Here is a 19,961-nt window from a genome sequence, read left to right on the forward strand (position 1 = left end):
TTTTGTATAGAAGGTTAGAAAATCCCTTCATCATAAGAGAAAGTTCCTTCTTTTTCATCAATCTCATAAAATGGCAATGGTTTACTTTCTTTTAAACCTTTTTTAGTCGCAGTAAATGTATATCGTTTTGCTTCTTTTAGATCTTTTGCTTGAAGGAACTTGATTGCTTCTTCACTTGCATCTGACATGATAGTTTGATCATATTCATAATTCGGATTTTTAGTTGTACCATAATTTTTCATTTGTTTGAAATCTTCTTTTTTCATGTTAATTTCATGTACTACTTTATTGTCTTTTTTGATTTTGTATATTACATCTTGCGGCTGATCTTCAATTGTAAATCCTAAAGCTGTTCCAGATTCATTATCTTCTTTAATTACATATTTAGAAACTGAACCCACACCCTTTTTACCTTGATACATTTCAGAGTGTTCACCAAATGTTAAAGCGTGTACTTGTTTCTTTTGTTTTGGAATTTTATATGGCAATCGGAATGATTCCATTTCATTTGGTTTTCTTTGGGAGATTAAGATTGTATCTCTACCTTTTTTACCATTCATTACATCTAAAATATCTCCATACTCCTTAATTGTGAATGTATATGAATTTCCTTTAGCTTCTACTTCTTTATATAAAACTCCAGAAGTATTATAGACTGATAATCTAGTTCCTTTTTTAAGACCTGTGACAGTCAAACGATCTTGACCATCAGCCATATGTTGATTATTAAATTTTACTTGTGATGGTTTGATCGTACTACTTCTAACAAAATCTTTCTTAATATCTTTATTTACTTTTTTATTTGGTATATTTTTATGATTAATTACTCTATGTGTAAATATCACATTTGTTCGATTTCCAATATTGAATCCTTTTTTTTTGTATTTTTCAACAATATTTTTTGGTAATTTCGAAGTTCTTACTACATTTTTATATCCCTGCTTTGTAACAAATCCTGTAAGGTCACCTGTTCTCCAAACTATTTGTTTTCCAGAAAATTCATAAGAAACTTGATATTTCTCATTTTTTTGTGCGAACTCACAAATATCATTATCTGTTTTAGAATATTTGTTACCTTTAGCTTTATTAGAATACTTATACCAATTTGAATTTCCACTATAATTACCTTTCCCAGTCTTTGCATCAATAGTGATGGTACATTCTAAACCTTCTGTGTTTATCTCTTTAGTTTCTGCTCTTGAAACATTGCCAACTTCGGCAGTATAAAACTCTGTCCGTCCATCTTTATATGTTTTTTCCTTTGCTGTGGCTTGTGTCGCTGTTGGGATTAGTGTACTCGCTACTAATGTCAATGCGATGATCCATTTCTTCAATTGTATTTCCTCCTCAAATATAACTATTAGTATAATTGCATATAGTTATATTATATCAGTAATTGGTGGATATCTATACTATTTTGTAAAAAATGGTTTCCCAACTTTATTCCATACAAAAAGACTTCAACATATTTCTATGCTGAAGTCTTTTCTCATACTTATTTCGTCCACTCTGCTACTTTATCTTTGTTGTCTTTAATCCAAGTTTTCGCTGCATCTTCTGGAGAAGCGCCGTTATTTACATCTAACATCACTTTTTCCATATCTTCTTTCGTCCAGTTAAACTTGTCTAAGATTTTGTAAGCTTCAGGAGATTTTTTCTTCAATTCTTTCGAAGCGAATGTATGAATCATTTCATCGCCACCGAAGTCACCTTTCGGATCTTCTAAATATTTTAAGTCATATTTTTGGAACATCCAGTGTGGAGACCAACCAGTGATGACAATATCTTCTTTTTTCTTAATTGCTTGACCTAAAGCTACAGTCATAGCACCTGAAGAAGCTGTTTTAAGTTTCCAATCTTTTAAGTTTGGATAGTCTTTTAATGCTTTTTCAGTTGCGCTCATAATACCAGCGCCTGGCTCAATACCAGTAATTTCTTTTTTAGCTTGATCTTTTAAGTCTTCAATTGAGTTCACGTCCATATATTCCGGAACTGCTAAACCAATTTTTGCACCTTTAAGGTTCTCACCTAAGTCGACTACTTTATCTTTATATTTCGCTAATTGTGTACCGTGAGTATTTGGTAACCAACCTGCTACCATCGCGTCTGCTTTATCATTGGCAACCGCTTCCCACATTACAGCGTTATCTAATGAAGTTGTTTTAACTTTGAAACCTTCATCTTTTAATACTTGAGCAATTACGTTAGTAGAAGCTACTTCTGTATCCCACTCAACGTATGCTAATTCGATTTTTTTGTCTTTCTCTGCACTTTTATCTGAAGATCCGCAACCTGCTAGTGTTGCTGATAATCCTAATGCTAATGCTAAACCTGAAGCTTTCATTGTTTTTGAGAATTTCATGTAATCATCCTTATCCTTTTTTATTGTTGAAACTTTGTGTTAAACGGTCAATAATGATGGCGAAAATAACTAATCCAAGACCTGCTACGAAACCAGGTCCAACGTCTGCACGTTGTACGGCAGTTAATACTTTTTTACCTAGACCGTCAGCACCGATCATCGATGCGATTACTACCATTGATAATGCAAGCATAACTGTTTGGTTGATCCCTGCCATAATTGTTGATTTCGCAAGTGGTAACTCAACATTGAACAGTTTTTGTGAGCCAGTACTACCAAATGACTCTGACGCTTCAATTAATTCTTTTGGAACTTGTTTGATCCCTAAGTTTGTAAAACGAATTGTTGGTGGAATCGAGAAAATAATTGAGGCGAATACACCTGGTACTAAACCAATTCCGAAGAATGCTACCGCTGGAATTAAGTAAACGAAACCTGGCATTGTTTGCATGAAGTCTAAGATTGGCTTCATAATACTCTCGATTGTTTTACTTTTAGACATTAGAATCCCGACAGGAACACCAATGACCACTGATATAATACTCGCAAACAATACGAGTGTTACTGTATTCATTAAATCTTCCCATAGTCCTTGGTTATAAATGAAAAGTAAACCTAGAACTGAGAAAATAGCCAATCCAAATTTTTTCTTCGTTGCGAAGAAAGCTAATACTGCAATTAAAATGATCATAACGATTGCTGGAATGAATAGTAATCCATCCGTTACAGATACCATTAATGATTCTGTCGTTTCTTGGATTTGATCAAAGAACCCTTGGAAGTGATCTGTGACATAATCCATCGCATCGTTTGTCCATTGTGCTAATGGAATTTGCGGAATATCATCTAAGAAATTATTCATTTGAAGCCACCTCCGAAGTTTCTTTTGCCAGTGCTTCAATTACAATTCCTCGGATTAACACACCTGCTAATTTACCATCCTTCATCACGGCTACTGGTGTAGGTGAGTCAGAAATAATTGGTAACACTTCTTCTAGTAATAAATCATGTGGTACAGTATTCATCTCTTTTTGTACACATGGTAATAATTTTTGCTGTCCTTCTTTCGCACAACGTAACGCGTCATCTGCAGTAATATAGCCTAGCAATTCTCTTGTTTTAGACATCGCTAACACAAGACTCACTTGCTCTTCCTTCATACGTTGCAGCGCCACTTTAGGGCCGTCATGCTCTGGATTCACCGTTACAGGTCGAACCATAATGTTCTCAGCAGTTAATACTTTCGAACGGTCAATATCTTCAATGAAGCTACGTACATAGTCATCAGCTGGATGCGTCAGAATATCTTCACCCGTACCGATTTGAATGATTTTACCATCCTTCATAATTGCGATTCGGTCGCCAATACGAAGTGCTTCATTCAGGTCATGGGTAATGAAGATGATCGTTTTCTTCATATTTTGCTGAAGTTCAATCAGCTCATCTTGCATCTCTTTTCTAATTAAAGGGTCGAGGGCTGAAAAGGCTTCATCCATTAAAACAATTTCCGAATCATTTGCTAATGCACGAGCAAGACCTACCCTTTGTTGCATTCCGCCTGATAGTTGTTTAGGGTATTGGTCTTTAAAATCTAAAAGCCCAGCATTCTCTAATGCTTTTTCTGCTTTTATTTTTCGTTCTTCCTTTGGTACCCCTCGAACCTTTAATCCATATTCTGTATTTTTTAAAATCGTTTGATGTGGGAATAAACCGAAGTTTTGAAACACCATGTTTACAGATGTTCTACGTACTTCTCTTAATTGTTGTTTATTCATTTTTGAAACATCATCACCATTAATGTAAATCTGTCCTGCAGTAGGTTCAATTAATCGGTTTAGTAATCGAACTAAAGTGGATTTACCACTCCCTGATAGTCCCATGATTACGAAGATCTCGCCTTCTTCTACCTCGAAGCTTGCATCATATACACCGACAGTTGCACCTGTCATCTTCAGAATTTCTGATTTTGACTTCCCTTGCTTTACTAAATCTTGCGCTTGCGCGACTTTCTTACCAAATACTTTACTTACGTTTTCTACTCTAATTTTCGTCAAGAGTACCGACACCTCAATTCATTTGAAATACAATTTTTATATTATTTACCCCGAAAAGTAACAACCTAACCGTAACAAAAGGTTGTTACTTATGTCAAACGAACACTGTAAAAAAAACCACTATCATCCAAAAATGATAGCGGTTTATTTGTTTTTGCATTTTACTGTCTGAATGGTTGGTATAACTACATTTATTCCAAAATAATTACTAAAGTCTTTACATACTCTAACCTTTGTATAAAAAATTTTTTACGACATCAAAAGAAGCTTCATTTCCAATGAAATAAATCACATCATTCTCCTTAATTGAAGCATATGGGCCTGGTGACAATAGAATCTCATCTTCTCTTTTAATGCCGACAATTGTAGCTGTCGTATTTTGCCAAAAATTCAATTCTTGAATGGTCATTCCTAAATATAAGCATTCAGAATTCACCGTCACATTAAATGGAGCGAATGGGTTTAATGAGTGGAATCGATTCGTTCTCGAAACTAATTCTTGCGAAAGGTTTTCTAAACGATCCAATTCATCTCTTTGTTTCTTAATCGATTCAAATACATCATGTTGAATTTCGTTGACAGATTGCACATCTTTTAGTTGATGGACAAATTTTGCCGCTTCTTCATATGATTGAATATATACACCGCTGCCCTTAGTCGCTTGAACAATTCCTAAATCTTGTAATACAGCGATTGCTCTTCTCGCCGTTTCAGAAGATACACCGTACTTGCTTGCTAACGAAGATCTTGCATATAGTTTTTGACCGACCTCATATTCACGGTCGACAATTTTCGAGGCTAAGTCTGCGGCTATGATTTGATAGCGCGATTGTTTTATTTTTGTTTTTTTATACTGCTCAGTCATGAACTGAACCCCCATTTCAAAGGCATTGTATTGTCAATATATCATTAATATTTAGGTTTTTCTATATTTATGAAAAATCTTTACAGTTGTCATATTTACTTTTTCCATCAAAAAAGAACCAAGAACTTCAAAAGAAGTTCATTGGTTCTCGGTTGAGTCCAATTAAGGAACTCAAAACTAAGAGTTTAGTTTTGTTAGGATCAGTGACGATACATTTGTATTACTATTTGGAAGTTGGGGAGTTCTAAATAGTTAATGAATCATTGAATGGGAATCGCTACATGACCTAAAAAAAACAGCCTCCACGCAGGAAACTGTTATCTACTGATAAAAATAAGTAGCTAACATCAACCTATCCTCGTAGGTAAATAAAGATGCACGGTAGAATTGGCAGGTCTCCTGGCTCATGGTCAACGTGTACTTGCCCTTCCCATCTAATTAGAAATTAGACAGTGGATATGCACTGCACACTCACATTTACAGTTGCGGGACAGCGTTGGAATTACACCAACTTCCCTTTTAAGTAAGGCGAATTCAAGATTCCCTCACACCAACTCAAGCAATATTAATTTACTTTTTAAGTATAAGGCGAATTATCTAAATTGTCCACCTATTTTTTCAAATATTGGATGATGTCGTCTTCGAAGCTACTCGGCTTATCTTTTGAAGCATAGCGTTCCACAACATGACCTTGTCGATCCACTAAAAACTTTGTGAAATTCCACTTTATGCTATTCCCTAAAAATCCTTTGGAATGATCTTTTAAATATGTGAATAACTCATGCTCATGCGCCCCGTTCACATTCGTTAATTCATGCATAGGGAACGTCACGCCGTAATCTAAGCGGCATTTCTCCGCTGCTGCATGGCCAGAGTCTAGCTCCTGCTTAAATTGGTTTGAGGGGAATCCTAGCACGACAAATCCCTCATCTTTATGTTTTTGGAAAAGGGCCTCCAACTCTTCAAATTGAGGTGTAAAACCACATTTCGTCGCAGTATTGACAATAAGCATGACTTTTCCTTCATAATCAGATAACGGATATTTCCCGCCTGTATCAGTTGTTACTTCAATTTCATAAATTGTCACACTAATCACTCCTTTAAAGTAAATCGTACCACAGTTTTCCAATTTTTTGGATCTGTATGCTTCGGATCGCTTAAATATATTTCCTTATGTCCTTTTTCAGTCTTATCCAAATTATTTTTCGTTAAAAATCCTAGTATGAGGTCTGTTGTTTCACACATATTTCGAAAAGGGCCAATATGCATCGCTTGAACAACCTACTTACTATTTGTCTTCCTCAAAATAAAGTTCATCATAACACTTTTCTCTATCTAAGAGAGCTTTTATTTTTCGGAAAAGTTCTTCTATTTAAAAAATCTGGCTGTCGAATCATTAAATCATATTGAAAATTTTTAGCAGCGATTTCTTTTTCAGCTTCAGCATCGAAATCACCTTCTAATGAATACACGACGTAATCAAAATAGCCATTCGTCGTCTCTCCATATTTCGGCATCATTTTCAAAGAATAAGAGAACTTATTAAGCACGCAGTTATTTCTTAAAACATATTATCTGTTGGACTTCCCACACTTTAATCTTGATGTATTTCATCGAGGGGATCGTCTGTAATTCTAGTTTTGCATTTGGGAAATACAGCGCCTTTTCCTCTTTTCGCCATTCATGTTTTTCCACCACTCACCACTCCTTTCAATACTTTTCCCGAAATAGAAAAAAAGAATCCTCACAGATTCTTTTTCAACAAGTATAAGAAATATGGTGCGCCAATAATTGCTACAACGATGCCGACCGGAATATTTGATTCTGCTAAGATCGAGCGACCAATTGCATCCGCAAGCAACAGTAATACCGGACCAATCAACATTGCTACTGGTAGGAATTTTTGATGTCTTGGGCCTACAAGTGATTTGGCGATATGAGGAGCCATTAACCCAACAAATCCAATCCCCCCCGTTACAGACACTGCTGCAGCTGCTAAAGCAACGGCAATTATTAATAAGATAAAACGGTCTTTTTTCAAATTCGCGCCTAATCCAATGGCCGTTTGCTCACCAAGACCTAAAATATTGAGATGATTTGATTTATAAATTACATATGGAATTAAAATAGCGATCCACGGTAATAGCGCCCACACATATGGCCAGTCGCCGCCCCATACATTCCCTGCTAACCAGCTCGAAATGAATGCGACATCTGAACGCTGTGCTGTTGAAATCAGCATAATCATAATGCCTGATAATGCTGCTGCAAAGCCGACACCGACCAATACTAATCTAAATGGTTGAATCCCTTTTCCTTTTTCATAAGAAAAGATATAGATGAAAAACGCCGTTAACATTGCACTTAAAAATCCAACGATTGGCAATGCATATGAGAAGTTCGCTAAATCTCCTTTTGCGAATAAATAAAGGACTGTGATTCCGACACCTGCACCGGCATTAATTCCGATGATTCCTGGATCAGCTAAGTCATTTTTCGTTAAAGTTTGTAGTAATGCACCTGCTACTGCAAGCGCCATACCTGCTAATAGGAGAATAATTACGCGCGGCATGCGGACAGAGAATAGGATGAACTCATCGCCACCCGTACCGCCACCAAACATTGTTGGGAATAATTGCGTAATGCCTAAAGACGTATAACCGACTGAAAGGCCGATGATGACAAAGACAATCGTTAATAAAAATGTGATGAATAATATTAATTTCGAGCGATCTTTACGCAAAGAATCGTCCCCCTCTCTTCACGAGTACTAGGAAGAAAGGTAGCCCGATTACTGCGACTAACGCGACTACTGGTGTTTCAAATGGCGCATTCATCGTTCTTCCGATTAAATCGACAATGACCATGAACATACCACCAACTAGCATCGACATCGGAATAATCGCTCGGTAATCTGCACCGACGATTGCGCGGACGATATGCGGAATCATTAATCCAACAAACGCTAAGTTTCCGACAAGCGCCACCGCTGTACCTGCAAGAAGTACGACAACGATGAACATGACAGATTTGATTAAGAAAGTTTTTTGCCCTAAACCGACTGCTACTTCTTCATTTAAACTTAAAATCGTCAGTTGGCGACTAATTAAAATACTGATCAGTAGTGCCAAAATGATGATCGGAATAATCGTTAAAATATCCCATGTCACACCTTGAAGTCCACCAGAAGTCCACATCGACACATTTTTCGACAATTGGAATAGTAAACCTGTGCCATCAGCAACTGCTTGTAAAAACATCGAAACTGCTGCACCCGCAAGTACTAATTTCAGTGGGGACATCCCTTTTTTACTGCTCGCACTTATGCCATAAACAATTCCCATACCGATTGCTGCACCGATTAAACAAGCAACTACCGAGCCTGTATAGCCGATTGTCGGGAATAGTACGAATCCAACCGCTAATGCCGCGTTTGCACCTGATGTTAAACCTAGTAAGCCCGGATCAGCTAAAGGGTTTCTTGTGACACCTTGCATGATCGCACCTGCAACCGCTAATGCTGCACCGACAAATACCGCTGCCACTACTCGTGGAAATCGAATCCCTCGTAAAATATCCGTTTTCTCTCCGCCATTATCTGACCAAATCGCATGCCATACATCAGCGATTGATGTATTTGCAGCGCCTAGTGTGACACCAAAAAACATCACGATGACTAGTGCAATTGCTGCAATAATTAATTGAATTGTCAAAGGAATTCGTCGTTTCGTCGTCATAAGTCTACTAGCCACCTTTCCTATGTAAAAATGCATTCACTTCCTCACACGGAGTAAGCAAATGCATCTCTAACTTTATAAATTATTTACCTAAAAATGATTTTTTGAAGAAATCAAGTTGGAATTCTAAAGTCGACATATCGTTGAAGTAGAATTCGTTACCATTTACTTGGTATACATGATTGTTTTTCACTGCTGGAATTTCTTTGTAGTATTTTGTTTTTGTGAATGCTGGTGCTTCGTTACCGAATACAGAAAGGATCACATAGTCGCCTGCATAATCTTTTAATACTTCATTTGAAACTGCATAGTAACCTGCTTTTAGTGCATCTTTTTCAACAGCTTTTGGCATTTTTAAGCCCATTGCTTGATAAAGAATTTCCGTTCCGCGTCCCCAGTTGTTACCGTAAACATAAATTTCTTTACCGAATGATTCGATTACTGACACAGTTGCATCTTCACCGATTTTCGCTTTAATATCTTTACCTACTGTTTCAGCATCTTTTTTGAATTGGTCTACCCAATCTTGTGCTTCTTTTTCTTTGCCTACGACTTTACCAATTTCAACTTTTTGTTGTAGGTAGTCGAATTTATTGTAAGTAAATAGTACAGTTGGTGCTAATTTTTCAATTTTCTCTTTGTTTTGGATTGAATCTAAACCGATAATAAGGTCTGGATTTAATGCTGCGATTTTCTCAACATCTTCATCTGAAACTAATTTAGCATCTTTTAAATCTTCTTTGAATTTTGGATCGTCCATTGACCATTGATCAGCCCCAACAATTGGAACACCTAATTTGATTAAATCTCCCGCAAAACTAGAGAGTACAACGACACGTTTTGGATCTTTCGGTACTTTGATTTCACCGTTTGCTGCTTTATATGTTACTGTTTCTTCTTTTTTGCTTTTTGAATCTTCGTTATTTGAACCACATGCTGCAAGAGCTAATACCATTAGTGCAACAAGTGCTACCATTATTTTTTTCATCGATAATTCTCCTTAAAATATATATTATTATTACATTGTTACTAAATGAAAGTTTTTTCTTTTTCAACCGATTTAACTAAATCATAGGTAATACACATCGGTTTTTTCGTGCGAGGATCTTCCCCAATGACTGCATCGATATTGAATACCTTTTGCAAAACATCATTTTGCATCACTTCAGTCGGTGTACCTGCTTTTATTAAATGACCTGCATTCAATGCAATCATATAATCCGAAAAACGCGCCGCTTGATTTAAGTCATGAAGTACCATGACGATCGTACGGTTTTCTCGTTCATTCAATTGTTGCAGCAGTTCCAACACTTCTAATTGATGCGCCATATCTAAATAAGTAGTCGGTTCATCTAAAAAGATAATGTCCGTATCTTGAGCTAAAGCCATCGCAATCCAAACTCTTTGGCGTTGACCACCCGACAATGCATCGACAGGTCGTTTTCTGAATTCAGCTGTATTCGTCGACTCTAATGCCCAGTCAATCATCTCTTTATCCTTCGTTGAAAGATTTCCAAAACCTTTTTGATAAGGGAATCTACCATAAGATACGAGTTCTTCTACTAATAAACCACTGGCACTTTCAGGACTTTGTGGCAAAATCGCCAATTCCTGTGCGAGTTTCTTCGTATTCATTTTTTGAATGTTTTCGCCATCCAATATGACCATTCCTGATTGATAAGGAATTATTCGCGTAATCGCTTTAAGTAAAGTGGATTTACCACAACCATTTGCCCCGATAATCGTTGTAATCTTGCCATCTGGGATTTCGATACTTAAATCATGTACAATTTTGCGATCATCATAGCCAACTTGAATATTATTGATGTTCAAGCGCATTGGCTCGCCTCCTTTTAAATGAGAATGATAATCATTACCGTATTTATTATAGTCTTTTTCGATTGACTGTCAATAAAGTTTTAATCGTAAAAGAAAGACATACAACTTTGCATTAACTTCTGCACAAAATTGCATGTCCCCTTTTAAATGTATAAAGATGCACCTGTCATATAACCAATTGTCGACTTCCTTTTTGTCGTCACTTTCACTTTATACCAAATGCCATTACCGTTGCCGACACCGTGGATGACTTTCACTCTAGTTCCAGCCGGTAATTCCTTTTGAACCTTTGCATATTTTGAAGCTTTCAAATATATTTTCGACTGGGGTTTTTTCGTAATTCCATAATTCAATGACAGATCATTCGCATGTATATTCTTCGCATGAATATACCCATACTTTTTATTTTTCGAGCTATTTGTTGTTTTGAAATGGATTTTTGCCCATTTTGAGTTTTGAAGTTTTATTAATGTTATTTTATTTATTTTATATTCACCGCTTACAATGAAGTGATTTTTCACTGTTCCAAGCTTTTTTCCGTTCACTTTTGAATAATACGGAACATTTTTCGTGAGATAGATTGTATAGTTTGATGTTGGACTATTTTTCGCGTAAGTTGGCTGTTGGAAAAGAATAAATGACAATGCGAAAATAGTAAGGATCCAAGCGATTCTCTTCATAACAATTCCCCCTAATTGAATACTCAACATATTATTTACCCTGAAAAATCATTTTCAAATCAAAAAAAGAAGCTACCTGATCAAAGTAACTTCTTTTCATCTTAGATAAAAGAACGCCTTCTACAAAGTACCCATAATAAAACTTTGGGGCATATTAATTCATGAAATCAATATTATTAGTATGTATTCTAAAATTGGAATAATTTATATACCGGTAGAGTATTTTACTTCTAACTAGATAAATGCTATCATTAACTCATAAATATATATTATGTGACGTGCCTTGGCATGTTATACAACGATGTCAACGTTGAATGTTGTATCCTCTATACTCCAGTGGCTAAAAAAATATAGGAGTGCAATCCCCATCCTGCTACGGAAACACATATAGTAGCCTACGTTGATCACGATTTTAATTCATTAAACAGCTCTGGTATTTTACTATCAGAGCTGTTTTTTTATAGGAGAGCAAAATATGTCTAATTTGATTATATTTGCAGATGAATTTGCCAGTTCAACTACTGTACCTACAGCAGATCAATTATCTTTAAAATTAATTATAGAATATTATGATGAATTTTTAGAGCCCTATTTATTTTCATATCGAACCAAGGAAAATGACTTAACAATCAATTTAAAATTCTCAAAAGCTCACGCACCTCATTTAATAGGAATGCATTATGCCCCAAACATAAAGTACGGACGTAATTCATCTAAAGCTAATAAATTTAAAGGCTTTTCGGGATATTCAGGTGTTAAAAGTGGCTCCATAACTAAACAAACAATTAAGGATATTCTTCCGAAAAAGCCTAAATATTATAAAGATATGACGAAAAAAATGCGCTATTTCTTTTGCCTACATACTGTTTTAGAAAACCCTGAAGGTATTTACTACAATAAAGAAATAAACAGTAGAAGTTCAAATATCGACTGTGATATTATCCTTTACAAATCAATGTATGGACAGATTATTCATCTTGGCTTAGTAAAGGCAGGCGATCAATACGCCCCCAAAACAATGTTGGTTGAAGCGAAAACCTATTTTATCGATGGACAAACACCTATTGAAATTCAAAAAACCGAAAAATCAAGACACAAAAGAGCTAAAGATTAACTTTTTTATAAAAAAGAAGCTACCTGATCAAAGTAACTTCTTTTCAAACACCATTTTGCTTTTTCAATTGAGAAAATAGATGAACTCCCCATAATGCAAGTGCAAGGAGCATAAGAATACTTGTCCATTTATTTAAGAAAATGATATTCAAAATGAACGAACTGATCAAACAGATGGTTACGAACCCTCTCGGCATTTGAAATCCCCCTATAAATAATAGGTTAATTATAAACAAAATTAACTCGTTTTATAAAGTCAGCTACTACATAAGGTTCGAACGGTTCAATATGGCGATGGCCGCTTCCTTTATTAAATTCTTGTTGCACAACTCGAATATACTCCGCTTTTGTTGGAATAGACTCGGTAATTTCAGGTTGACTGAATAACGTAATATTCCCGCCACCAGTAGCTTTATAAGTTATTGGACCATCTTCGTTAAGCGTACCTTCTGAAGTCATATGTGTGACGTTTGTTGGGTAGACGATTTCATCAAAAAATTCTGTCGGTTGCCCTGCAGCATCATGATTAATAATGATATTCGGTTTTTGTTGATTAAGGTGAAAAGCTGCCCGCATATCAAGTGGTGGCTCACCATGCATCGTCATAAATATTCGCGCATAATCAATTTCAGACTGACTATAGTATTTTTGTAAATCTTCCGTCGTCATCGAGTAGTATGTCAATCCATTAGAACTTAATCGTAAAGTTTTATAGTCACCTTCATAATTCAGTTCAAACTTTTCAACGCCCGTTTCACTATGTTTGTTTCCTCTATTGATCATACTATCCACATGAAGTGTAAGGACATTTTTCGTTATTTCTTTTTTCGTAATGGGTGAAGTATATTCAGTGTCCCATCTATTAAATGATTGAAAATCTGATTCAGTAATTTTTAAAATAAAAAACTTTGAGGAATCGACTGGTGATTTGTACGGTTCTCCTTCAAACCCTACGAAAGTTCCTTTGAAATCTTCAAATGATAATTTTGGCGATTCTTCAACTTTCGGTTTTTCTTTTTTTACTTCTTCCTTCACTTCTTTATGTATTTTTTCCTGTGGTTCACTTACCTTTTCATCTTGCTTTCCTTGAAAATACATCCAACCTGCCCCGATTATGATTCCTAAAGTAATTAACAATCCGATGGAAATAGGCTTTTTTATGCCAGATTTTTTCGGCTGCGACCTATACTTTCGCTCTTGACCCATTGTATTAACCCCTTCTCACTCATACTATTTTGCTTTTTCTATACATCAAATAATAATATTATATGATTTATAGTAAAATTTATAGGTTTATTTCAATTTTAAGAAGTCATCCCTACAATTGAAAGAATAAGTGAAGGTTCTAATAAGAAAAGCATAGGCGATCTATAACCTATGCTTCGTATGTTCTAAATATATTTCAAGTTACTTGTTTTTACATAACCCGTATATTTCTTACCCGATTTTACATAATTCACTTTAATGAAATTTGCGTGATCAAAAGCTCCTTTAAAGTTAATTTCTACTCGAGTACCTAAAGCAATTTTTTTAATCGCTTTTGATGATGTACTTGGTTTTGTATATAACTTCACATTACTTGATTTAACAAATGCACGCGTACCATCTTGCGCACTCGCTCTCAGATTATTCGTTTTCATATAACCTGTTTTATTCAATAATAAGTGTCCGTTCTTTTTAACATTTTTCGTTGTGTATTTTACTTTTACCCAACCACCATTTGAAAATTTGATTACTTTCACATAATTCGGTTCACCTGGTTCACCGAATTTACCAAATGACATTGGTGGCGTAGTAATTTTCTTGCCATTCGGCTTGTTGTAAACAGCCGTTTTGCTACCAAAAAATAAATTATATCCCGTTTTAGGGCTATCTTTTAATTTTGCATCTGCACTCGCAGCAAATACTGACGAAAAACTGAAAAATAATACAATACATAAAATAATTTTCTTCATATGTATACCTCCTTTTCTATTAACTATACAGAAAAGATGCAATCAAATATATCCTAATTTTGTTTATTTTTGTATATAAATGACGTTAATTATTGAATAGTAAAAGCCCTCAAATAGTAAATCCTATTCAAGGGCTTTAATTTATACATTATTTTTTCTTTTTCTTTTTCTTTTTCTTTTTAGAGTCTAGCTTTTGTTGTAGCTTTAAGTACTTAATTTCTTTTTCTTTAATTAGAATAGAAAGTTTCACATTATCCTTGTCTTTACTTAGCTTTTTAGATAATCTTTCGATTTCTTCTAATGATTTAACGATTTTTTTATTAAGTTCTTTAGACTTATCTAACTTTTTCACTTCTTTTGCAAGTTTTGCTTGTTTTGACTTTTTAGTTTTAGTTTTAGTTCCCAATTCTACACCACCTTTCCCTCTCCTTAATCATACATACATTTCATAATGTTTCAAATGATAACTTTCGGACTATTCTGGTAGTTACTTCTCTTTCATCAACTTTTGGACACAAAAAGTCTATAAAGACAGGGATTCTGAATGGGCGCTTTCGCCGTTTATATATGAAAGTTTCGTGTTACGCTTAGAAAATAATTTCTGGGTATAAAAAAAGCCCCAATCTCTTGGGGCTTTCAGGTTCATCGACTTAGTACATTTTAAGGTACTGGTCGCGTTCCCATTGGTGAACTTGAGTACGGATAATAAACATAGTGTTTTTATTCTTTTTTAGGAATACTCCGTTGTTGTGTTTATTGAATTTCTTGCTTTATTGGTTTGTAGAAATAAACACTTTTTTGGTCCGATTTTGGTCGGTTAAACTTATCCTATTAAATATTTTGGTCCGTTTTTTTGAACCCTTCATTCCAAATTTTATTAAAATCATTTTTTCTCTTATTTAAATAGTAGAAACTCATTTTAAATATTATTCCATTTATGATATTTTATATGGTTGTTAAAAATATAGTTATTGTAGGGTAATGAAAAGGAAATATAGAAAAGTATTTTAAGTTGCCATGACTAAGATGATCTAAACAAAAAATCCCCTCCTACACTTTAGATAGGAAGGGATTTTATTTATGCTTTTTTTAAATGGTTTACATGCATATAAACATACGTGTTATTACTTTTGATTTTTGCCCAACCATATTGATCTACAGAAACAACTTGAACCGTCTGACCTTTTTTAAGTTGTCCTAAAACTTTACCAGAATTACTTGGTGATTTGCGAATATTGAGTAGATCGGCAGTTACAGTATATCGTTTTACTTTATTAGAAGGTTTTTCATTTGGTTTTGTATTGCCAGCTCCAGTAAACCATTCCAATGATTTTGAGCCTGTTAGTACATTAAGATCTACCCCACCTTTAATCCCCTTGATAGTCCCTCGGTCTGTATATTGATGTAAATCGCATGAGAATTTTGGTTTAATAATTGATTTACCGTCTGCAGCATATCTCGGAATCCACTTAAAGTCTGCATCACCATAGTCTAAATTGAAACTATCATGCAAATGATGTGCGATATAAATTCCGACTTTATTTGCTCCTAGATCGCGTAATTCCTTGATAAATGCTTTTGTGCCTGCTCGCATATTTGTCATACATTTCACTTCGACATCTGCCACATAAAATAGTGGTTTGTGACCGTCAACTCGTGAACGTTTGTAGAAATCACGAGCTTCCACTTTTGCATCTTCTACTGAAGTAAAACGACAAAAAGCATACACGCCAAAAGGAATATCATTATTTTCGCACCCTGTTGCATGCTTTGTAAAAATTTTATCGATTACATTTGAGCCATCTTGCACACGTAAAATGGCTAAGTCACATTCCTGAGCCAAATCTTTGTAGTGAACAGTTGGTTGCCATTTGCTAATATCTAAAATTTTCCCCATATTATTTATCCCCTTTCGTAAAGCCTTCACGATATTTTGTGATTTCGAATAAACCTGTTGAAGCTAGACCTGCGAATAACCCTGCCCATAGTCGCATGACAAGGTTCAAGTCTGTAAATGGATACGCTACAGTGGCAATTAGAATTGATAAAACAACTGCGATCATTGGAATTAAATTCTTTTTAATATTCACAGTTCGCTTTGCAAGTTCCACAATCGAAGTAACGATCGGCAATAAAATAGTTGCTAATAATAATACATTTAACATAATAACACTCCTAATTTTGGATTTGATTTCTTAAGTGACTTACTTCTCGAGCCAAAGAAGAATGGTCGTTTTGCAAGCCATTGAATGCCTGGTTAAGCCCCTCGACAGACTTAGATATTTTACTAAGCGAATCAACAAACTTTTCTTGGTTTTGCATTAATTTATCTTCACGATCACGAGATTCAATTTTTAACTCTTTGAAACGTTTTTCTGCTTCTTGTTTCTGCTCCTTCTGTGCGTTTTCAAGCATTTCTTCACGTTTCGCATTCTCATTCTTTAGATAGCCCAATACTGCTACACCCAGAACGACAAATAAGATAGCCCACACAAATTGGCTACCTACTAATTTTTCAATTGTTGTAACATCCATACGCCACCACCAAACATTTTATTTTGTGCATAATAAAAAACACTCATTTTAGAGTGTTTTCATTGAAATCATAGACTTTTGGAGTTGCTTTTTTTGTGTAGTGAGAGAGAGTAACGCTTATTCGCTTGTTTTTTTTACCTTTTTTAAAATTAGGATTCCCTCTCAATTCCTTACCATCAATTTCATAAATTTCTATTCGGTCTTTTTCGAAATCAAAATACATCCAGTATAACCAATCGAATTTACTATCAATATTTAAGGTTGTAGTTCCCGCATTCGTTAAAGTCGCTTTAATTTCTACAGTTTCTTTTTTTCCTGAATCAGCTAATTTAATTGCATCAAATTTTTTACCGTTATATTTATCTAATTTGAAAAGATTTCTACATAATCCTTCAGTGTACTTTTGTGGTAAAAAGCCATTTCCAAATTCAAATTCTATCGTTTTTTCGACAAACCCTTTTAAGAATGCATAATACTCTCGAAATTTTTCATCCATTTTATCACTCCTCTTCCTATTTACGTACAACAGGAAGAGAAGTTTCATTTTATTAAACTTAATAAAATGAGCTTATTACGACGCGTAATGTTCCTGTTGTGTATTAAGCTGAGTACGGTTTCCCAGTTATCTCTTCATATTGCTCATGTGTGATTTTACCTTTCTCAACAAATACCTTAACTTGAGTATCTGTATAAAAACTTGATTTATAAAAATCTGAAATTGTCTTAAACCAATCCATACTATAACAGACCTCCATTCACCAGCGCTAATAACATCTGAGCATTTTGCTCTTTAAGCGATTCAATTTGCTCTTGTTGACTTGGCACTTGTACAACTTTTTCGTAATGATAGTAAAAACCATCAGTGGCGTTGTGCTTCATCACTGGAGTATAACCGTCTTTAATCTCATGATTGATAAATAATTTCTTGTCGATAAGTTCGCCACTCACTCGCAATTCTTCTTCTGTCTTTCCCATCCCCACCTGCTCATCAAAGGGCAAACTATTGAAATAAGAAATCTTATCTACGTCGTCAGTATATTTTTTCTCGATATAAATATAATCAGCCAATTATAAAACCTCCTAAATTGAGTTATGGTAAATAATAACCATACGTCATAAATCCGTTATTGTTGTAGGTATGCTTAGTAGTATCTAAGTCATTCACCCCTCTAGTAATAAAATTCATTATATCAGTGGATGATGATATTAGATTCATTGTGTCAAGATCGTATATTGCTCTAGCGACATAAATTCGTCGTCTTGACACATCGATATTAACAACACCGCCACCACTCATATATGTTGACGGTATTTTCGTGTAACTAATGATTGGGAAATTACTTACAGTATGGGCATAATTGCTGACATCGTACTTATACAGGGTGTATGTTGAGTTACCGTCCCATTGTACCGAATACAATATACCGTTATCCATTACAACTTGATCTGTATTCAACATAATTGGTAGGCTTGCAGGGTGAATCGACTGCGAGCCGACAGCTCCATCTGGTTTCAGATATAACACACGATAACCATATAAGTTAGAGTACGCAGGGTACAGCCTACCCACTACTATACTCGCACCAGTGGTGTAATCAACGATAATCCTCACGCCCATATTAGTGTACGAACTCTCAGGGTTATACCCACCGTAAACACCAGGGTCACGTTGCCATATTAGAGTACCGGAGCTACTATACTTTGAGATTATGTTTGATCTGAACGGCGCGTTATAAAAATTACCATCTTTATCAATCGCATACTTATGAATATTGGTGTCACTATCATACGCAGTATTGAAACTAGTGGTTGCTATACTAGTAGCTGCCTTGTAGGAGTTCCATACTTCTCTTAGAGTTCCGCTACTGTTACCTTGACTAGCCGCTCTACCAGTGTAACATTTAACTGAATCCTTAAAATTGGTCACAAAAAAACTATACCCACTATAGGCAGTGAAGTTAATAATATTTGACGTAGTCCCACTATTGTGTACAAGAACACCTGGACGAGTATCACTACCAAATAGATAAGATGTACCTGGAATATCTGACTCTAGTGCATAACATTGATTAAAGGCTGCTGTATATATCTGTTTAAAAGTCGGTAAAGCAAATAGAGAAGCTAAATCCGGTACATCTTGAAATCTCAAGAACGTCCCTTTCTTATATTTACCACTGGCATATGCCCCGCCATGTTCCCGAATATCAATCATATATTACACCTCACTTATTAAATCACCGTCTGCGTCATACGACAGTGTTCTTGTTGTCGTGTCCTCAACCGTAATGCCATCTACACCGTAATAAGTTAAAGTACGGGTCGTATATTTCGGACTTGATCCACCACTTAAAACTGACTTGACTGCTAATGTATTGTCGGATTTCCTTCGATATTCTACAGAGGTAAAAACCCCGTTTGTATCTTTCCCGCTTTTAGTAACCCTGTAATCTATCTGTTCTAACCCTTTACGAATACCAATTTTTACAGCATTCTGAGTAGGGACTAGTGAAGCTGAATTACCGTCCACATTATCAACTAACTGTACATGACCTTTCTTTGCATTCGTAGCATCTTCTGCCATATGCGTCGCAACAGCCTCGTTTGTTTTTGTTAGTTCTGTTTGTGTTGCTGCATTATCAGCTTTTTGTAATGAATCTTGTACAGGTTGGGATAAATCGGTTTTTGAAATGCCTGTAGTCGGCTTTTCGTATTTCTTTTGAACTGATTCATCTAGTACATCCATATTTTCATTAATGTCTGCAATATTTACATAATCATTCTGATCTGGCTTTTTTAAATTTAAGTTTTTTGTATATTGCAT

26 protein-coding genes and 1 riboswitch are annotated in these 19,961 nt (G+C 35.2%); of the genes, 1 reads left to right on the plus strand and 25 read right to left on the minus strand.

The window, feature by feature from the left end:
- Positions 1 to 14: 14 nt before the first annotated feature.
- The 13 genes from DF281_RS02670 to DF281_RS02730 all read right to left on the minus strand — a co-directional run bounded on the left by DF281_RS02670 (position 15) and on the right by DF281_RS02730 (position 11,537).
- Positions 15 to 1,334, minus strand: coding sequence for a hypothetical protein (locus tag DF281_RS02670; RefSeq protein WP_109348699.1), 1,320 nt, complete (start codon positions 1,332 to 1,334; stop codon positions 15 to 17).
- A gap of 161 nt (positions 1,335 to 1,495) precedes the next feature.
- Positions 1,496 to 2,362 (minus strand): glycine betaine ABC transporter substrate-binding protein, encoded by an 867-nt coding sequence (locus tag DF281_RS02675; protein WP_232025792.1) that lies wholly within the window; start codon positions 2,360 to 2,362, stop codon positions 1,496 to 1,498.
- A gap of 10 nt (positions 2,363 to 2,372) precedes the next feature.
- Positions 2,373 to 3,224, minus strand: a complete 852-nt coding sequence (locus DF281_RS02680) for an ABC transporter permease (RefSeq protein WP_109348700.1) — start codon at positions 3,222 to 3,224, stop codon at positions 2,373 to 2,375.
- Positions 3,217 to 4,416: a quaternary amine ABC transporter ATP-binding protein gene (locus DF281_RS02685; RefSeq protein ID WP_109348701.1), complete on the minus strand. Its 1,200-nt coding sequence runs from the start codon at positions 4,414 to 4,416 to the stop codon at positions 3,217 to 3,219. The genes DF281_RS02680 and DF281_RS02685 overlap by 8 nt, the downstream gene beginning before the upstream one ends.
- A gap of 226 nt (positions 4,417 to 4,642) precedes the next feature.
- Positions 4,643 to 5,281: a GntR family transcriptional regulator gene (locus tag DF281_RS02690; protein ID WP_109348702.1), complete on the minus strand. Its 639-nt coding sequence runs from the start codon at positions 5,279 to 5,281 to the stop codon at positions 4,643 to 4,645.
- Positions 5,282 to 5,653: 372 nt separating this feature from the next.
- A riboswitch (cobalamin riboswitch) is annotated at positions 5,654 to 5,851 on the minus strand.
- Between the two features lie 40 nt (positions 5,852 to 5,891).
- Positions 5,892 to 6,368, minus strand: a complete 477-nt coding sequence (locus DF281_RS02695; protein WP_109348703.1) for a glutathione peroxidase — start codon at positions 6,366 to 6,368, stop codon at positions 5,892 to 5,894.
- Positions 6,369 to 6,373: 5 nt separating this feature from the next.
- Complete coding sequence (locus DF281_RS15050) at positions 6,374 to 6,550, minus strand: GyrI-like domain-containing protein (RefSeq protein ID WP_109348704.1); 177 nt, start codon at positions 6,548 to 6,550, stop codon at positions 6,374 to 6,376.
- 62 nt (positions 6,551 to 6,612) lie between these two features.
- Positions 6,613 to 6,831 carry a hypothetical protein gene (locus DF281_RS02705; protein ID WP_109348705.1) on the minus strand — a complete coding sequence of 73 codons (219 nt, stop codon included), beginning with the start codon at positions 6,829 to 6,831 and terminating at the stop codon, positions 6,613 to 6,615.
- A 194-nt stretch (positions 6,832 to 7,025) separates the two neighbouring features.
- Positions 7,026 to 8,024 (minus strand): FecCD family ABC transporter permease, encoded by a 999-nt coding sequence (locus tag DF281_RS02710; RefSeq protein WP_109348706.1) that lies wholly within the window; start codon positions 8,022 to 8,024, stop codon positions 7,026 to 7,028.
- Positions 8,017 to 9,018, minus strand: coding sequence for a FecCD family ABC transporter permease (locus DF281_RS02715; RefSeq protein ID WP_109348707.1), 1,002 nt, complete (start codon positions 9,016 to 9,018; stop codon positions 8,017 to 8,019). Before DF281_RS02715 ends, DF281_RS02710 begins: the two co-directional genes overlap by 8 nt.
- A gap of 82 nt (positions 9,019 to 9,100) precedes the next feature.
- Positions 9,101 to 10,006: an iron-hydroxamate ABC transporter substrate-binding protein gene (locus tag DF281_RS02720; RefSeq protein ID WP_109348708.1), complete on the minus strand. Its 906-nt coding sequence runs from the start codon at positions 10,004 to 10,006 to the stop codon at positions 9,101 to 9,103.
- 41 nt (positions 10,007 to 10,047) lie between these two features.
- Positions 10,048 to 10,857, minus strand: coding sequence for an ABC transporter ATP-binding protein (locus DF281_RS02725; RefSeq protein ID WP_109348709.1), 810 nt, complete (start codon positions 10,855 to 10,857; stop codon positions 10,048 to 10,050).
- A gap of 143 nt (positions 10,858 to 11,000) precedes the next feature.
- Positions 11,001 to 11,537: a hypothetical protein gene (locus DF281_RS02730; protein ID WP_109348710.1), complete on the minus strand. Its 537-nt coding sequence runs from the start codon at positions 11,535 to 11,537 to the stop codon at positions 11,001 to 11,003.
- A gap of 475 nt (positions 11,538 to 12,012) precedes the next feature.
- On the opposite strand from DF281_RS02730, the gene DF281_RS02735 reads away from it, so the two are divergent.
- On the plus strand, positions 12,013 to 12,651 hold the full coding sequence (locus DF281_RS02735; RefSeq protein ID WP_109348711.1) for a PBECR4 domain-containing protein: 639 nt from the start codon (positions 12,013 to 12,015) through the stop codon (positions 12,649 to 12,651).
- Positions 12,652 to 12,694: 43 nt separating this feature from the next.
- Here the strand turns inward: DF281_RS02735 and DF281_RS14660 are convergent, their stop codons facing one another.
- The 12 genes from DF281_RS14660 to DF281_RS02790 form a co-directional block, all read right to left on the minus strand.
- Positions 12,695 to 12,847: a hypothetical protein gene (locus tag DF281_RS14660; protein WP_166636084.1), complete on the minus strand. Its 153-nt coding sequence runs from the start codon at positions 12,845 to 12,847 to the stop codon at positions 12,695 to 12,697.
- Positions 12,848 to 12,872: 25 nt separating this feature from the next.
- Positions 12,873 to 13,856 carry a hypothetical protein gene (locus DF281_RS02740; protein ID WP_109348712.1) on the minus strand — a complete coding sequence of 328 codons (984 nt, stop codon included), beginning with the start codon at positions 13,854 to 13,856 and terminating at the stop codon, positions 12,873 to 12,875.
- Positions 13,857 to 14,041: 185 nt separating this feature from the next.
- Positions 14,042 to 14,605: an SH3 domain-containing protein gene (locus DF281_RS02745; protein WP_109348713.1), complete on the minus strand. Its 564-nt coding sequence runs from the start codon at positions 14,603 to 14,605 to the stop codon at positions 14,042 to 14,044.
- Positions 14,606 to 14,753: 148 nt separating this feature from the next.
- Complete coding sequence (locus DF281_RS02750) at positions 14,754 to 15,011, minus strand: hypothetical protein (protein ID WP_109348714.1); 258 nt, start codon at positions 15,009 to 15,011, stop codon at positions 14,754 to 14,756.
- Between the two features lie 672 nt (positions 15,012 to 15,683).
- Complete coding sequence (locus DF281_RS02755) at positions 15,684 to 16,502, minus strand: GH25 family lysozyme (RefSeq protein ID WP_109348715.1); 819 nt, start codon at positions 16,500 to 16,502, stop codon at positions 15,684 to 15,686.
- A gap of 1 nt (position 16,503) precedes the next feature.
- Positions 16,504 to 16,770 carry a holin gene (locus tag DF281_RS02760; protein WP_109348716.1) on the minus strand — a complete coding sequence of 89 codons (267 nt, stop codon included), beginning with the start codon at positions 16,768 to 16,770 and terminating at the stop codon, positions 16,504 to 16,506.
- Positions 16,771 to 16,780: 10 nt separating this feature from the next.
- A complete protein-coding gene (locus DF281_RS02765) occupies positions 16,781 to 17,140 on the minus strand; it encodes a hypothetical protein (protein WP_109348717.1) in 360 nt (119 codons plus the stop codon).
- Between the two features lie 43 nt (positions 17,141 to 17,183).
- The gene (locus DF281_RS02770) at positions 17,184 to 17,636 is read right to left on the minus strand and encodes a Bsp6I family type II restriction endonuclease (protein ID WP_109348718.1); all 453 of its coding nucleotides are present in this window, start codon (positions 17,634 to 17,636) and stop codon (positions 17,184 to 17,186) included.
- 103 nt (positions 17,637 to 17,739) lie between these two features.
- Entirely contained in the window at positions 17,740 to 17,877 is a 138-nt protein-coding gene (locus tag DF281_RS02775; protein ID WP_109348719.1) for an XkdX family protein, read from the minus strand.
- 1 nt (position 17,878) lies between these two features.
- Complete coding sequence (locus DF281_RS02780) at positions 17,879 to 18,208, minus strand: hypothetical protein (protein WP_109348720.1); 330 nt, start codon at positions 18,206 to 18,208, stop codon at positions 17,879 to 17,881.
- Positions 18,209 to 18,230: 22 nt separating this feature from the next.
- The gene (locus DF281_RS02785; RefSeq protein ID WP_109348721.1) at positions 18,231 to 19,352 is read right to left on the minus strand and encodes a hypothetical protein; all 1,122 of its coding nucleotides are present in this window, start codon (positions 19,350 to 19,352) and stop codon (positions 18,231 to 18,233) included.
- A gap of 3 nt (positions 19,353 to 19,355) precedes the next feature.
- A complete protein-coding gene (locus tag DF281_RS02790) occupies positions 19,356 to 19,961 on the minus strand; it encodes a tail fiber protein (RefSeq protein WP_109348722.1) in 606 nt (201 codons plus the stop codon).

It is taken from the genome of Kurthia zopfii (assembly GCF_003143955.1).
In the GTDB taxonomy this organism is placed as follows: domain Bacteria; phylum Bacillota; class Bacilli; order Bacillales_A; family Planococcaceae; genus Kurthia; species Kurthia zopfii.

Bases quoted from the DNA above. Each gene is read 5' to 3' on its own strand.
- DF281_RS02675 (WP_232025792.1), bottom strand. From the start codon at position 2,362: ATGAAATTCTCAAAAACAATGAAAGCTTCAGGTTTAGCATTAGCATTA.
- DF281_RS02680 (WP_109348700.1), bottom strand. From the start codon at position 3,224: ATGAATAATTTCTTAGATGATATTCCGCAAATTCCATTAGCACAATGG.
- DF281_RS02690 (WP_109348702.1), bottom strand. From the start codon at position 5,281: ATGACTGAGCAGTATAAAAAAACAAAAATAAAACAATCGCGCTATCAA.
- DF281_RS15050 (WP_109348704.1), bottom strand. From the start codon at position 6,550: ATGCATATTGGCCCTTTTCGAAATATGTGTGAAACAACAGACCTCATA.
- DF281_RS02715 (WP_109348707.1), bottom strand. From the start codon at position 9,018: ATGACGACGAAACGACGAATTCCTTTGACAATTCAATTAATTATTGCA.
- DF281_RS02720 (WP_109348708.1), bottom strand. From the start codon at position 10,006: ATGAAAAAAATAATGGTAGCACTTGTTGCACTAATGGTATTAGCTCTT.
- DF281_RS02725 (WP_109348709.1), bottom strand. From the start codon at position 10,857: ATGCGCTTGAACATCAATAATATTCAAGTTGGCTATGATGATCGCAAA.
- DF281_RS02730 (WP_109348710.1), bottom strand. From the start codon at position 11,537: ATGAAGAGAATCGCTTGGATCCTTACTATTTTCGCATTGTCATTTATT.
- DF281_RS02735 (WP_109348711.1), top strand. From the start codon at position 12,013: ATGTCTAATTTGATTATATTTGCAGATGAATTTGCCAGTTCAACTACT.
- DF281_RS14660 (WP_166636084.1), bottom strand. From the start codon at position 12,847: ATGCCGAGAGGGTTCGTAACCATCTGTTTGATCAGTTCGTTCATTTTG.
- DF281_RS02740 (WP_109348712.1), bottom strand. From the start codon at position 13,856: ATGGGTCAAGAGCGAAAGTATAGGTCGCAGCCGAAAAAATCTGGCATA.
- DF281_RS02745 (WP_109348713.1), bottom strand. From the start codon at position 14,605: ATGAAGAAAATTATTTTATGTATTGTATTATTTTTCAGTTTTTCGTCA.
- DF281_RS02755 (WP_109348715.1), bottom strand. From the start codon at position 16,502: ATGGGGAAAATTTTAGATATTAGCAAATGGCAACCAACTGTTCACTAC.
- DF281_RS02760 (WP_109348716.1), bottom strand. From the start codon at position 16,770: ATGTTAAATGTATTATTATTAGCAACTATTTTATTGCCGATCGTTACT.
- DF281_RS02765 (WP_109348717.1), bottom strand. From the start codon at position 17,140: ATGGATGTTACAACAATTGAAAAATTAGTAGGTAGCCAATTTGTGTGG.
- DF281_RS02770 (WP_109348718.1), bottom strand. From the start codon at position 17,636: ATGGATGAAAAATTTCGAGAGTATTATGCATTCTTAAAAGGGTTTGTC.
- DF281_RS02775 (WP_109348719.1), bottom strand. From the start codon at position 17,877: ATGGATTGGTTTAAGACAATTTCAGATTTTTATAAATCAAGTTTTTAT.
- DF281_RS02785 (WP_109348721.1), bottom strand. From the start codon at position 19,352: ATGATTGATATTCGGGAACATGGCGGGGCATATGCCAGTGGTAAATAT.
- DF281_RS02790 (WP_109348722.1), bottom strand. From the start codon at position 19,961: ATGCAATATACAAAAAACTTAAATTTAAAAAAGCCAGATCAGAATGAT.